This window comes from Streptomyces sp. NP-1717 (assembly GCF_022695985.1).
GTDB lineage: Bacteria > Actinomycetota > Actinomycetes > Streptomycetales > Streptomycetaceae > Streptomyces.
This window is the reverse complement of the sequence record NZ_JAAPBF010000039.1, coordinates 12951-25473: the sequence shown is the minus strand read 5'-3', so window position 1 is coordinate 25473 and position 12523 is coordinate 12951. Positions and strand designations below refer to the sequence as shown.

At 69.3% G+C, this 12523-nt stretch carries 14 protein-coding genes, 1 tRNA gene and 1 riboswitch; of the genes, 9 read left to right on the top strand and 6 right to left on the bottom strand.

Annotation, left to right across the window (positions count from 1 at the left end):
* Together GXP76_RS11605 and rdgB are read left to right on the top strand one after the other, a co-directional pair.
* Nucleotides 1-384, top strand: a complete 384-nt coding sequence (locus GXP76_RS11605) for a hypothetical protein (protein ID WP_242571399.1) — start codon at nucleotides 1-3, stop codon at nucleotides 382-384.
* A 33-nt stretch (nucleotides 385-417) separates the two neighbouring features.
* A complete protein-coding gene (gene rdgB / locus GXP76_RS11600) occupies nucleotides 418-1020 on the top strand; it encodes an RdgB/HAM1 family non-canonical purine NTP pyrophosphatase (protein ID WP_242571398.1) in 603 nt (200 codons plus the stop codon).
* Between the two features lie 58 nt (nucleotides 1021-1078).
* On the opposite strand, the gene GXP76_RS11595 is transcribed toward rdgB, so the two are convergent.
* From GXP76_RS11595 to bcp, 5 genes are all read right to left on the bottom strand, one after another.
* Nucleotides 1079-1154 (bottom strand) — tRNA-Leu (locus GXP76_RS11595).
* A gap of 24 nt (nucleotides 1155-1178) precedes the next feature.
* Nucleotides 1179-2027 (bottom strand): HNH endonuclease signature motif containing protein, encoded by an 849-nt coding sequence (locus GXP76_RS11590; RefSeq protein WP_242571397.1) that lies wholly within the window; start codon nucleotides 2025-2027, stop codon nucleotides 1179-1181.
* Nucleotides 2024-2641 (bottom strand): HNH endonuclease signature motif containing protein, encoded by a 618-nt coding sequence (locus tag GXP76_RS11585; RefSeq protein ID WP_242571396.1) that lies wholly within the window; start codon nucleotides 2639-2641, stop codon nucleotides 2024-2026. The genes GXP76_RS11590 and GXP76_RS11585 overlap by 4 nt, the downstream gene beginning before the upstream one ends.
* Nucleotides 2642-2777: 136 nt before the next feature.
* Nucleotides 2778-4274, bottom strand: a complete 1497-nt coding sequence (proP, locus tag GXP76_RS11580) for a glycine betaine/L-proline transporter ProP (RefSeq protein ID WP_242571395.1) — start codon at nucleotides 4272-4274, stop codon at nucleotides 2778-2780.
* 121 nt (nucleotides 4275-4395) lie between these two features.
* The gene (bcp, locus tag GXP76_RS11575) at nucleotides 4396-4863 is read right to left on the bottom strand and encodes a thioredoxin-dependent thiol peroxidase (protein ID WP_242571394.1); all 468 of its coding nucleotides are present in this window, start codon (nucleotides 4861-4863) and stop codon (nucleotides 4396-4398) included.
* 157 nt (nucleotides 4864-5020) lie between these two features.
* On the opposite strand from bcp, the gene GXP76_RS11570 reads away from it, so the two are divergent.
* The 3 genes from GXP76_RS11570 to GXP76_RS11560 all read left to right on the top strand — a co-directional run bounded on the left by GXP76_RS11570 (nucleotide 5021) and on the right by GXP76_RS11560 (nucleotide 6224).
* Nucleotides 5021-5341: a DUF3618 domain-containing protein gene (locus GXP76_RS11570; RefSeq protein WP_242571393.1), complete on the top strand. Its 321-nt coding sequence runs from the start codon at nucleotides 5021-5023 to the stop codon at nucleotides 5339-5341.
* A gap of 97 nt (nucleotides 5342-5438) precedes the next feature.
* Entirely contained in the window at nucleotides 5439-5741 is a 303-nt protein-coding gene (locus tag GXP76_RS11565) for a co-chaperone GroES (protein ID WP_189107154.1), read from the top strand.
* A 59-nt stretch (nucleotides 5742-5800) separates the two neighbouring features.
* Nucleotides 5801-5872, top strand: a riboswitch (guanidine-III (ykkC-III) riboswitch).
* 31 nt (nucleotides 5873-5903) lie between these two features.
* On the top strand, nucleotides 5904-6224 hold the full coding sequence (locus tag GXP76_RS11560; RefSeq protein WP_147875474.1) for a multidrug efflux SMR transporter: 321 nt from the start codon (nucleotides 5904-5906) through the stop codon (nucleotides 6222-6224).
* 169 nt (nucleotides 6225-6393) lie between these two features.
* Here GXP76_RS11560 and GXP76_RS11555 read toward each other — a convergent pair whose 3' ends face one another.
* Complete coding sequence (locus GXP76_RS11555; RefSeq protein WP_242571392.1) at nucleotides 6394-8841, bottom strand: transglycosylase domain-containing protein; 2448 nt, start codon at nucleotides 8839-8841, stop codon at nucleotides 6394-6396.
* A gap of 222 nt (nucleotides 8842-9063) precedes the next feature.
* On the opposite strand from GXP76_RS11555, the gene GXP76_RS11550 reads away from it, so the two are divergent.
* The 4 genes from GXP76_RS11550 to GXP76_RS11535 are packed head-to-tail and all read left to right on the top strand — an operon-like array spanning nucleotide 9064 to nucleotide 12489.
* Entirely contained in the window at nucleotides 9064-9864 is an 801-nt protein-coding gene (locus GXP76_RS11550; RefSeq protein WP_242571391.1) for an ABC-2 family transporter protein, read from the top strand.
* 7 nt (nucleotides 9865-9871) lie between these two features.
* The gene (locus GXP76_RS11545; RefSeq protein ID WP_242571417.1) at nucleotides 9872-10720 is read left to right on the top strand and encodes an ABC transporter permease; all 849 of its coding nucleotides are present in this window, start codon (nucleotides 9872-9874) and stop codon (nucleotides 10718-10720) included.
* A 40-nt stretch (nucleotides 10721-10760) separates the two neighbouring features.
* The gene (locus GXP76_RS11540) at nucleotides 10761-11768 is read left to right on the top strand and encodes an ATP-binding cassette domain-containing protein (protein WP_242571390.1); all 1008 of its coding nucleotides are present in this window, start codon (nucleotides 10761-10763) and stop codon (nucleotides 11766-11768) included.
* 31 nt (nucleotides 11769-11799) lie between these two features.
* The gene (locus tag GXP76_RS11535) at nucleotides 11800-12489 is read left to right on the top strand and encodes a DUF1707 domain-containing protein (protein ID WP_242571389.1); all 690 of its coding nucleotides are present in this window, start codon (nucleotides 11800-11802) and stop codon (nucleotides 12487-12489) included.
* Nucleotides 12490-12523 lie beyond the last annotated feature (34 nt).

Sequence of the window (12523 nt, the reverse complement as noted above, 5' to 3'; positions counted from 1 at the left end):
ATGGCCTCGCGCCGACGCACCGCGGTGACCATAGCCGCCGTCCTGCTCACGCTCACGGGGGCGGCCGGCTGCGGCGCACTCGACAAGGCCCTCGACTGCGTCCAGACCGCCGACGCCATAGCCACGAGCGTGAGCAAGCTCGAACAGGCGATCTCCAGCGCGGCGGACGACCCGACGCAGGCCGAAGAGGCCCTGAACGACATCGACACCGAACTCGACAAGCTCAAGGACAAGACCGACAACGCCGACCTCAGCAAGGCGGTCGAGGACCTCGACACCGGCGTCGGCACCGTCCGCGAGGCGATCGAGAGCGGCGACGCCACCCCCGACCTCACCCCCGTGACGGACGCGGCCACCGAGATCGGCAAGGTCTGCACCCCGTAACGGGCCCCCGGCCGTCGGCGGGATAATCGGCGCATGACGCGCCTGATCCTCGCCACCCGCAACGCCGGGAAAATCACCGAACTCACGGCCATCCTCGCCGACGCCGGTCTCACCCACGACCTCGTCGGCGCGGATGCCTACCCCGACATCCCGGACGTCAAGGAGACCGGCGTCACCTTCGCCGAGAACGCCCTGCTGAAAGCGCACGCCCTGGCCCGCGCGACCGGACACCCGGCCGTCGCCGACGACTCCGGCCTCTGCGTCGACGTCCTCGGCGGCGCCCCCGGCATCTTCTCGGCCCGCTGGGCGGGCACCCACGGCGACGACCGCGCCAACCTCGACCTGCTGCTGGCCCAGCTCTCCGACATCGCGCCCCCGCACCGTGCCGCCCACTTCGCGTGCGCGGCGGCCCTGGCCCTCCCCGACGGCACGGAACGGGTGGTCGAGGGCCAACTCCGGGGCATCCTGCGCCACGCGCCTTCGGGCACGGGCGGCTTCGGCTACGACCCGATCCTCCAGCCGGAGAACGACACCCGCACCTGTGCGGAACTGACCCCGGCGGAGAAGAACGCGATCAGCCACCGCGGCAAGGCATTCCGCGCACTGGTGCCAGCGGTGCGGGAGTTGCTGGGCTGAGCGGGCCGGAGACCAGCACTGAACCCCCTCCGAATCGAAGGGGGTTCAGCGCTTACTGTGGGCCCGGTGGGATTTGAACCCACGACACACCGGACCTAAACCGGCGCCCTCTGGCCAGCCTGGGGTACGAGCCCACGCTGAGTTTACTGTGCGGAAGGTCATCGGCGCCAAGCGGTTGAGGCTCCTGGGGTTCCCCGCGAAAAGGTGGCGGTCTGGCTGTGGCACGACGGGCAGAGATACCGAAGGTTCTCCAGTCGGCTGTCCAACCGATCGCCGTTGATGTGGTCGATCTCCAGCACGAGTTGTCTTCCCTGCCACAGGTCGCCGATGCCGCACGAGGTGCAGATATGTGGAATGTCCAGATCGTCGAGAGCGCGCCTCAGTTGCGCGGTGCTCGTTCGCGGGGAGCCTGAGGCGAGCCGGATCAGGATCTCGTCTGCTGACTTCCGGTATCGAGAAGGGACACCACGGAAGTGCCCCTGCCCGGCGAAATGACTGGTGGAGATGGAGTAAGCGGCCAGGCTGCGATTCACACGCTTGCGGCCGGCGCCGTTGACGGGTATGCCGAGGATACGGAGCACCCCGGCGATGCTGTGAGCTTTCCCTACGGCGTCGGCCAGTTCGTCCCTGGGGAGCAGATTCGGGCCACGCCGCCGTCCTTCGGTGAAATGCGATGTGTCGATGCCGAATTGGTCGAGCCTCTTGCGTACATGGCCGTACGGGCTGTCGTCCGGGGGAAAGCCCATGTACTCCAACACTTCCCGGATACTGCGCGAGCGGGCGGCCGCCTCTTGTAGCCGCTCCTTGGAGTAACTGCGTCGTTGTCGAGCGGGAAGCGGTTCGTCGGTGAAGTGCGAGGTGTCGATCCCGTACGACTCCAATCGCTGGCGCAAGTATCTGCGTGGGATGCTGCCCAAGGGAGCGTTCACCCGGCGCATCAGGTCGACGAGGCTGGTTGACTCGGCGGCAGTTCGCACCAGCGTTTCTCGTGGGTATCTGTCGCTCACGCCGTGGTCCTGCGCTTGCGTCCGCGATATGTGTCAGTCACCGCGTGGCAGTTGGGGCACAGTAACCGAAGGTTCGGTGCACGGTTGTCCCACCAGTCGCCGTTGATGTGGTCGACCTCAAGACTCAGCGGCTGACCGTTCCAGACTGTCCCGATGCCACACATCGCGCAGGATTCAGGTGTTCCGATACGGAGCAATTCCCGGCGCAGACGTCTGCCAGGAACGCGGCCGTGCTCCGGTGTCCGGAGAAGGAGTGGACTCTCCTTCGGCCTTTTTGGCTGACGCCGTTTCTGGTTGAAATGCGTCGTGTCTATCCCCAGCGCCACGATGCGCCGGCTGATATGTGAGTGGTTGCCGCCCACCGGGTTGATGCCCAGCTGTTTCAGCACCGCTTTGATGCTTGTCGACTCCGCGACTGCCGTCCGTAACCGATCCTCGGTGTGCCTGACACGCCCCGAGGTGAAATGGGACGTGTCGATGCCCCACTCGGTCATCTTCTCGCGAGCGTAGCGCCGACTGCCCGATGTCGGCGTTCTGCCAAACCAGCGCAGAGCGTCATCCAAATCGGTGGTCGCGCGCGCCGCCTCTTGCAGCGCTTCGCGTGTGTATCTCATCCGTATCGCTCCTCCGCTCCATATCCGACCGCGCGTTCGCGGTCCCATACGGAGTAACGAACCGTTAATCGGAAGGTCACGACCGGAATGTGGATAAGTCGCGGCACGCTCCGCGGTGACCCGCGAAGATCAGGTCTCAGACCCTCCGCTCGGCCGCCATCGCCAGGACCAGCGCCACCGCCTCCTCCTTCGTCTCCACCGACGGCGGCGATCCCTCCAGCGGCTGACGGGCCGTCTCCCGCATGCAGGCCACCGCGACGACGCCGACCAGGGCCGCGAACATCGCGTAGTACGCGGGCATCAGCTTGTCGCCCGTGAGCCCGATCAGGCCGGTGATCACGAACGGGGTCGTACCGCCGAAGAGGGACGCCGAGAGGTTGTAGCCGACCGACAGGGAGCCGTAGCGGACGTTCGTGGGGAAGAGCGCGGGCAGGGCCGCCGACATGGTGCCGAGCAGACAGACCAGGGAGAGCCCCAGCATCGCCATCCCGGCGATGATCGCGAGGTAGCTGCCCTGCTCGATCAGCAGGAACGCCGGAAGGGAGAGGACCAGGAAGCCGAACATTCCGGACATCAGGAGCGGCTTGCGGCCGAAGTGGTCGCTGAGACGGCCCACTTGGTTGATGACCGCCATCAGCGCGACCATGACGCCGAGCAGGATGAGCAGCCCGTGGGTGTCGCTGTAGTCGAGCTGGTCGGAGAGGTACGTCGGCATGTACGACAGCAGCATGTAGTCGGTGACGTTGTACGCGCCGACGAGACAGACGCACAGGATCAGCCTCGGCCAGTGGTCCTGGAAGATCTTGCCGAGGTCCGCGGTCGTGCTGGTCTCGACCGTGTCGGCGGTCTCGGACACGCGGACCGAGCCCTGTTCCATCTTGGCGAACGCGGGGGTCTCGTCCAGTCTCAGCCGCAGATAGAGCCCGATGAGCCCCAGCGGCGCGGCGACGAGGAACGGTACGCGCCAGCCCCAGGCGGCCATGCCGTCGGAGCCGAGCCAGGCGGTGAGCCCGGTGACGAGCCCGGCCGCTCCGACGTACCCGGCGAGGGTGCCGAATTCCAGGAAGCTGCCGAAGAACCCGCGCCGTTTGTCGGGGGCGTACTCGGCGATGAAGGTGGACGCGCCGCCGTACTCGCCGCCGGTGGAGAAGCCCTGGACCAGCCGGAAGAGGATCAGCAGGGCGGGGGACCAGAAGCCGATGGTGTCGTACGACGGGATCAGCCCGATCGTGCCGGTGCCGATCGCCATCATGATCATGGTCATGGCCAGGACCTTCTTGCGGCCGATCCGGTCACCCAAAGGGCCGAAGAACATGCCGCCGAGTGGCCGTACGAGGAAGGCCACCGCGAAGGTCGCGAAGGAGGAGAGCAGTTGGACGGTGTCGTTGCCCGAGGGGAAGAAGACATGGCCGATGGTGACGGCCAGATAGCTGTAGATGCCGAAGTCGAACCACTCCATGGCATTGCCCAGCGAGGCCGCCTTCACCGCCCGCCTGACGGCCGCCTCGTCGGTGACGGTGACGTCCGACCTGCGCAGTCGTGGGTTCTTGCGGCGCCGCAGGGCGCGGAAGAGGTGCGGGTGCCGCCGGGCCGCCGGGGAGTCGGCAACCTGGTCGCGCTCGGGTGCCGCCATGGTCCGGATTCCTTTCCTCGGGGACGTGAGTCCTCGGGAAAGCCTCCGCACCGTGCCGCGAGGGCCGCAAGCCGGAGCCACGGCGTCGCGGGGCTCCGGCTCGTGCTCCGCCGGAGAGAACCTAGATGCCGAGATCCTTGATGATCTTCGCGACATGGCCGGTGGCCCGGACGTTGTACAGCGCGCGCTCGACCTTGCCCTCCTCGTCGACGACGACCGTCGAGCGGATGACGCCCGTCACCGTCTTGCCGTAGAGCTTCTTCTCGCCGAACGCGCCGTACGCGGTGAGGACGGCCTTGTCGGTGTCGCCGACCAGCGTGACCTTCAGATCCTCCTTATCGCGGAACTTCGCGAGCTTCTCCGGCTTGTCGGGCGAGACGCCGATGACGTCGTAGCCCGCGCCGGCCAGCACGTCGAGGTTGTCGGTGAAGTCGCAGGCCTGCTTGGTGCATCCGGGGGTAAGCGCGGCGGGGTAGAAGTAGACGATGACCTTGCGTCCCTTGTGGTCGGCGAGCGATACGTCGTTGCCGTCCGCGTCGGGCAGGGTGAAGGCGGGGGCGGTGTCGCCCGGCTGAAGTCGCTCGCTCATGGTTCTCCTCGGTACGGGGTGGGCAGGGCGCCCGGCTGTATCGGCCCGAGCGTAGTAGGGGCGCCGCGGGGTGCGAGAGCGGCCGAGCTGACAGACTGTCGGTGAAGGCGAAGGACCGAAGGACCAACCAACCGGACACGACGACGGAGGCAGCGCGGTGTCGGATGCCAGGACCCCTGCGCAGATCGAGGCGGACATCGTCCGCAGGCGCGACCAGCTCGCCGAGACGCTCGACGAGATCGGCGTGCGGGTGCACCCGCAGACAATCATGGGCGACGCGAAGGCCCGGATGGTCTCCCGGGTGGACCAGACCGCGGGCAAGGCGTATGTCGCGGTGAATCGCACGGTGACGGGTGTGAAGCACAAGTTCGTCTCGGAGGACGGCGCTCCCCGGCTGGAGCGGCTCGTCCCGATCGCTCTGGTCGTCGTCGGCGTGGTCGGTCTGCTCACCATGTCGGCGCGCCGTCGGCGGCTCTGAGCACGGGGCCCGTCATGGGGCGGGGGTTCGGGCGGGTAGGTTCGTGGGCGTGAGCGACAACTCCCTCGACACCTCCAATGACAAGCTGCCCATCCGGATGCTGCACGACCGGGTGCTGGTCAGGACCGACATCCCGGAGGGCGAGCGGCGTTCGTCCGGCGGCATCGTCATCCCGGCGACCGCCGCGGTCGGACGGCGCCTCGCCTGGGCCGAGGTGGTCGCGGTCGGCCAGAGCGTACGGACGGTGGAGCCCGCGGACCGGGTGCTGTACGACCCCGAGGACCGCGCCGAGGTGGAAGTACGGGGCGTGGCCTACGTACTCATGCGGGAACGCGACCTGCACGCGGTGGCGGCCGACCGTTTCGAGGGGTCGGAGGACTCCACGGGGCTCTACCTCTAGACGGCCTGGACACAGCGGACGGCGAAAGGGCCCGGTGACGATCGTCACCGGGCCCTTTCGCCTTCTCTTTGCTACGTTTGGGGGACCCCGACGAGACGCGCCGTACCGGGTCAATCGAAAGACGACGCACCCCCTGTTCGCGTTTCGCACGGAGGTGCTGTCATGGCCTGGGTCCTGCTCATTGTCGCCGGTCTGCTCGAAGTCGGCTGGTCGATCGGGATGAAGTACACCGAAGGATTCACCCGGCTGTGGCCGAGCGTGTTCACCGGTGCCGGAATCGTCGTCAGCATGCTGCTGCTCTCGCAGGCCGCCAAGACGCTGCCGATCGGTACGGCGTACGGCGTGTGGGTCGGCATCGGCGCGGCCGGCGCGGCGGTGGTCGGCATGGTGGCCCTGGGCGAACCGGCGACCGCCGCGCGGATCTTCTTCGTCTGCCTGCTGCTGGTGGCCGTGGTGGGCCTGAAGGCGACGTCGGGCCACTAGGCAGTGTTCTTGAAGCCGTGCCGGTACGGCCGGTACGAGAACGGCTCTCCGCCTTGCGCGGCACCCCACCGGACGCCCCGGGCTGATCCCCGGGGATCGGCCGGGCAGGGTCTGGTTCCCGGCTCTTGGGCCGAGCTTGTTCCCGTCCGCCCGGAAGGGGCGCACCAGGTCACCGGGCCACCGGGGGCGGCGGTCCGGGCGTCACTGGTGACCGTGCCGCGCGGGGTGTGCCGTTGGCCGTGTCCGCGTCCGGTGGGCCGCCTCCTCCGATGAGGCCGTCGGTCAGGCCGTTCGTCCGGCCTTGGTCCTGGTCCTGGCCCTGCGTCCCGCCGTCGCCCTGGCCCCCGTCCGTACCACCACCGCCGCCGTCCGCGCCGCCGGATGGCCGGCCCTGAGGCCGGCCCGGGTCGGCGCCTTCGCTCCGGCCCTGCGCCGTACCTCCGTCCTGCCCCGAGGGCCCGCCCGATGCGTCGGGCTCACCCGATTCGCCGGGGTACTCCGGCGAATCGGGTGACGACGGCTCCTCGGGCGCGCCGGACTCGTCGTCCGGCGGGGGGATGTCCTCCACCCCGTCCTTCAGGGTCAGTTCGAAGTCCGTGGGCTCCGTGTCCTGGAGGGCCGCCGCCGTGAACTGGCCCCAGATCTGCGCGGGCGGCCCGCCGCCGTTGACGCGGGTCAGCCCGAGCGCGCCGTACAGCGGTTTCTGCTGCGCCGTTCTGGGGTCCGCGCCCATGATCGCGACGACCGTCGCGAGGTCGGGCGTGTAGCCGGCGAACCAGGCCGCCTTGTCGTCCTCCGCCGTGCCCGTCTTGCCGGCCGCCGGCCGGTTCGCGGACTGGGCCGCCGTCCCCGTACCGTCCTCCACCACGCTCCGGAGGATCGCCGTGGTGGTGTCGGCGGCCTCGCGGCTGACGGCCTGTCCGGGCTTCTGGCGCGGCAGTTCGACGGTCCTGCCGTCCTTGGTGATCCTCGTGACCATCGTGTACGTGCCGTGCGCCCCGTGGTTGGCGAGGGTCGCGTACGCCTCCGTCAGGTCGAGCACGCTCGCCGTGGCCGGGCCGAGGGCGATGGACGGCGACGCGGTGAGGTCGGGGGTGTCGTCGGGGATGCCGAGAGCGACCGCGGTGCCGCGGACCCGCGTGGGGCCGACGTCCTGCGCCATCTGCGCGTACACGGAGTTGACGGACTTGTCGGTGGCCTCGCTGACGGTGACGTCTCCGTAGCTGACGTCGTCCTCGTTGGCGGGGTCGTAGCCGGTGGGCCCGTCCGGGCCCTGCACCATGCGCTTGTTGGTGCCGTCGTAGACGGTGCCGGGGGTGATCCGCTCGCCGTCCTGGGTGTGCGAGCCGTTCTCGACGGCGGCGGTGAACACGAACGGTTTGAAGGTGGAGCCGACCTGGTAGTCGCGGCGGGTCGCGTTGTTGACGTACTGCCGTGTGTAGTCGACGCCGCCGTACATGGCGACGACCCCGCCGGTGGCGGGGTCGATGGAGACGCTGCCGACCCGCACGTTGCGGTCGGCCGCGCGCTTGGCGTCGACCTTCGACATGACCTGTTCGTCGACGGCCGCGACGAGGGCGTTCTGCTTCGGCCGCTGGAGCGTCGTGGTGATCCGGTAGCCCCCGCTGGCGAGGGTGCTGTCGTCGATGATCTTGTTCTTGGTGAGGTAGTCCTCGACCGCCTGGACGATGTAGCCGCGCTGTCCGGAGAGCCCGGTGGACGGTTTCGCCTCGCCGGGCATCGGGAAGGTGAGGGCCGCCCGGTCGGCGGGGGAGAGCCACTTCTCGCTGACCATGCCGTCCAGGACGTACTTCCAGCGGCCCTCCGCCTGCGGCCTGTTCTCCGGGTGCACGGCCACGTCGTACGCGCTGGGCGCGTTGAGCAGCGCGGCCAGGAACGCGCCCTGCGCGGTGTCGACGTCCTGGATGTCCTTGCCGTAGTAGGCGTGTGCGGCGGCCTGGATGCCGTACGCGTTGCGCCCGAAGTAACTGGTGTTGAGGTAGCCCTCCAGAATCTGCGCCTTGCTCTCCTCGCGGTTGAGCTTGATCGCGATGAAGAACTCCTTGCCCTTGCGGACGACGGTCTGTTCCTGGGCGAGGTAGTAGTTCTTGACGTACTGCTGGGTGATCGTGGAGCCGCCCTGCGTGCCCTTGCCGGTCATCGTGTTCCAGGCGGCGCGGGCCATGCCCTGGGGGTCGACGGCGGGTTCGTTGTAGAAGTCCCGGTCCTCGGCGGCCAGTACGGCGCGGCGGACGTGCGACGGGATCTGGGAGAGGGGCACGTTCTCGCGGTTGACCTCGCCGTCGCGCGCGAGCTGGCTGCCGTCCTCGTACAGGTACACGTTGGACTGAGCGACGGCCGCGACATTGGCGGGCGGGATCTTGACGAGGGTGTAGCCGCTGATGAAGCCGCCGATGAGGACGACCGCGCAGACCAGGAACGCGCCGAGCAGCATCCGCCGGGTGGGCAGGATCCGTCGCCAGCCGGTGCGCCTTCGGCGGGCCTTGCGCCCCTTGCGGCCGGCCCCCGGGCCGGAGGCCCTGCCGCCGGGGCGCGTGCCGGAGCCGTGGTCCGTCGGGTCGCGCGGGGCCCAGCCCTGCTGCTGCGCGTCGCTCATGTGTACGGAGGCTCCTCGACCGGGTTGCATATCGGGTGTTACGGGTTATTCGGGTGATTCATGTGAGGCACCATGAAACACGGTCGGACCGGCGCGGAGCCGCCGACCGGATAACCGCTCGCGGTGGCTGACCCCCTTGGGCTAGGGTCGTGCGCTTTGGTGCCGTACAGCGGGAACGGCGCGGGGACATCACACGTAACGGGCCTGAGGGGGAGTGCTGACGTGCGTCTGTACGCGGTCGTCGCGGCGGGCGGCTTCCGTCGATACGCGACCTACCGGAGCGCCACGGCCGCCGGAGTGTTCACCAACACCGTCTTCGGCTTCATCGTGGCGTACACCTACACGGCGCTCTGGGAACAGCGCCCGCAGCTCGGCGGCTACGACCTCTCGCAGGCCCTCACCTATGTATGGCTCGGCCAGGCGCTGCTGATGACCTGCGCCATGATGGGCGGCGGCTTCGAGAACGAGCTGATGGAGCGCATCCGCACCGGCGACGTCGCGATCGACCTCTACCGGCCGGCCGATCTTCAACTGTGGTGGCTGGCAGGCGACTTGGGGCGCGCCGCCTTCCATCTGATGGGGCGCGGCATCGTGCCGATGGCGCTCGGCGCGCTCGCCTTCGACCTGGCGCTGCCCGACGATCCCCTGACATGGCTCGCCTTCCTGCTCTCCGTGTTCCTGGGGGTCGTCGTCAGCTTCTCCGTACGCTTCCTGGTCGCCCTGTCGGCCTTCTGGCTGATGGACGGCGCGGGCGTGGGGCAGATCGCCTTCCTGGTGGGGCTGTTCTTCTCAGGGATGCTGCTGCCGCTGACGCTCTTCCCCGGTCTGCTCGGCGAGATCGCGAGAGTGCTGCCGTGGTCGTCGCTGCTCCAGGTGCCCGCGGACGTCTTCCTCGGCCGTCACACCGGGTGGGGGCTGCTCGGGGCGTTCGCCTTCCAGGCCGGCTGGGCGCTGGCGCTGCTGACGCTCGGGCGGCTGGTCCAGTCCGTGGCGACGCGACGGGTGGTGGTGCAGGGTGGCTGACGACGGGGTGGCCGGCGGCGGGGCCGGTACCGGCCAGTGGTCGCGCCCGCTTCTGCGGGAGGGGCTGCGCGCGTACGGCCTGATCGTGGCCATGTGGGTGCGCTCGACGATGACCTACCGCGCGTCCTTCGCCATGACGGCCTTCGGGAACTTCGCGGCGACCGCGTTCGACTTCGTCGCGATCCTGCTGATGTTCTCCCACGTCGACCGGCTGGGCGGCTACTCGCTGCCCGAGGTCGCCTTCCTGTACGGCGCCGCGGGCACGGCCTTCGGCCTCGCCGACCTGTTGATGGGCTCGATGGACCGGCTGGGCCGCCGGGTCAGGGACGGCACCCTGGACACCCTGCTGGTCCGGCCGGTGCCGGTGCTCGCGCAGATCGCCGCCGACCGGTTCGCGCTGCGGAGGCTGGGCCGGATCACCCAGGGCCTGCTGGTACTCGGATACGCGCTGACGGCCCTGGACATCGCCTGGACGCCGCTGAAGGCCGCGATGATCCCGATGATGCTGCTCAGCGGCGCGACGATCTTCGCGGCGGTGTTCGTGGCGGGCGCGGCGTTCCAGTTCTGGGCGCAGGACGCCGCCGAGGTGCAGAACTCCTTCACGTACGGCGGCACCACGCTGCTCCAGTACCCGCCGACGGTCTTCGCGAAGGACCTGGTGCGCGGGGTGACGTTCGTGGTGCCGCTGGCCTTCGTCAACTGGCTGCCCGCGCTTTACGTGATGGACCGTGAGGATCCGCTGGGGCTGCCGGACTGGGTGGCGTTCCTGCCACCGCTGGTGGCGGCGGGGTGCTGCGCGCTGGCGGGACTGGCGTGGCGGGCGGGGCTGCGCGCGTACCGCAGCACGGGCAGTTAGGGCAGTGGACAGGGCGGCACCGCGGACGGGAGAGGGACACATGAAGGACATGGACTCGGACGGCCCCGGCCTCATCGAACTGGACGGCGTCGAGAAGGTCTTCGACGTCCGGCGAAGGGCGGGCCTGCTGCGCCGTGAGAAGCGTCAGGTGCGCGCGGTCGACGGCATCACCTTCCGCGTGGCACGCGGCGAGATGGTCGGCTACATCGGCCCCAACGGCGCCGGAAAGTCGACCACCATCAAGATGCTCACCGGCATCCTGACGCCGAGCGCGGGCCGGCTGCGGGTCGCCGGGATCGACCCGTCGCGGGAGCGTACGAAGCTGGCGCGCCGCATCGGCGTGGTGTTCGGCCAGCGCACGACCCTGTGGTGGGACCTGCCGCTGATCGACTCCTACCGGCTGGTGCACCGTATGTACCGCATCCCCGACCGGCGGTACCGGGAGAATCTGGAGCGCTGCGTCGAACTGCTCGAACTGGGCGAGCTGCTGGAGGTCCCCGTACGGCAGCTCTCGCTCGGCCAGCGGATGCGCGGCGACATCGCGGCGGCGCTGCTGCACGACCCCGAGGTGCTCTACCTCGACGAGCCGACGATCGGCCTGGACGTGATCTCCAAGGCCAGGGTCCGCGAGTTCCTGCGGGACCTGAACGCGGAGCGCCGTACGACGGTGGTGCTGACCACGCACGACCTCACCGACATCGAGCAGCTCTGCGAGCGGGTCATGGTCATCGACCACGGCCGGCTGATGTACGACGGGGCGCTCGCCGGACTGCACGAGGTGGGCGCGAGCGAGCGGACCCTGGTCGTCGACCTCGAACGGGAGCTGCCGCCGGTCGAGCTGCCGGGGGCGCGGGTGGTGAAGGTGGAGGGGCCGCGGCAGTGGCTGGCCTTCCCGGCGGCGCAATCGGCGGCGCCGCTGGTGGCGCGGATCGCGGCGGAGTATCCGCTGATGGATCTGTCGGTGCGGGAGCCGGACATCGAGTCCGTCATCGCGAAGATGCTCTCCAGGAGGAAGGTCCCGGAGCCCGCGGAGCGAACGGCGCTGTGACGGCCGACTCACCTTTGACTAGTCTGAGCGTATGACGAGTGAACTTCCCGAGATGCGCGCCTCCGACGCCGAACGCGAGCGTGTCGCCGAACTGCTGCGCGAGGCCGTGGCCGAGGGGCGCATCGACATGGCGGAGTTCGACACCCGTCTCGACGCGGCGTACAAGGCCCGTACGCACGGCGAGTTGGAGCCGCTCGTACGCGACCTGCCGGCGGTGGGCGCGGCCACGACCGGTCTGGCGCGCACCGGCGACGGTGAGGGGCGCGGACGGTGGGCGGCGAAGGTCGGCCAGGGCCCCGCGACCTCCAAGTGGGCCCTCGCCATCTGGGGCGGATTCAACCGCAAGGGTTCGTGGACGGTCGGCCCGAAGTTCCTCGCGGCGGTCTGCATGGGCGGTGGCGAGATCGATCTGCGTGAGGCCCGGTTCGAACAGCGTGACGTGGTCATCCGCTGCTTCACGCTGATGGGCGGCGTCCATGTCACCGTCCCGCCGGACATGGACGTCACGGTGCGCGGCTTCGGGATCATGGGCGGCTTCGGCGAGAGCGGCGAGGCGACGGATGTGAGTCCCGGCTCGCCGCGCGTGATCATCACGGGGTTCTCGATGATGGGCGGCGTCGGCGTGGAGCGCAAGATGAGGGCGGCGGAGAAGCGCCGTCTCAAGGAGGAGCGCAAGAAGGCGGAGCTGGAGAAGGACAGGCTCCGCAAGGAACTGGACTGAGCGGACTCCGGGCCGGCCCCCGGAGCCGGGCGGA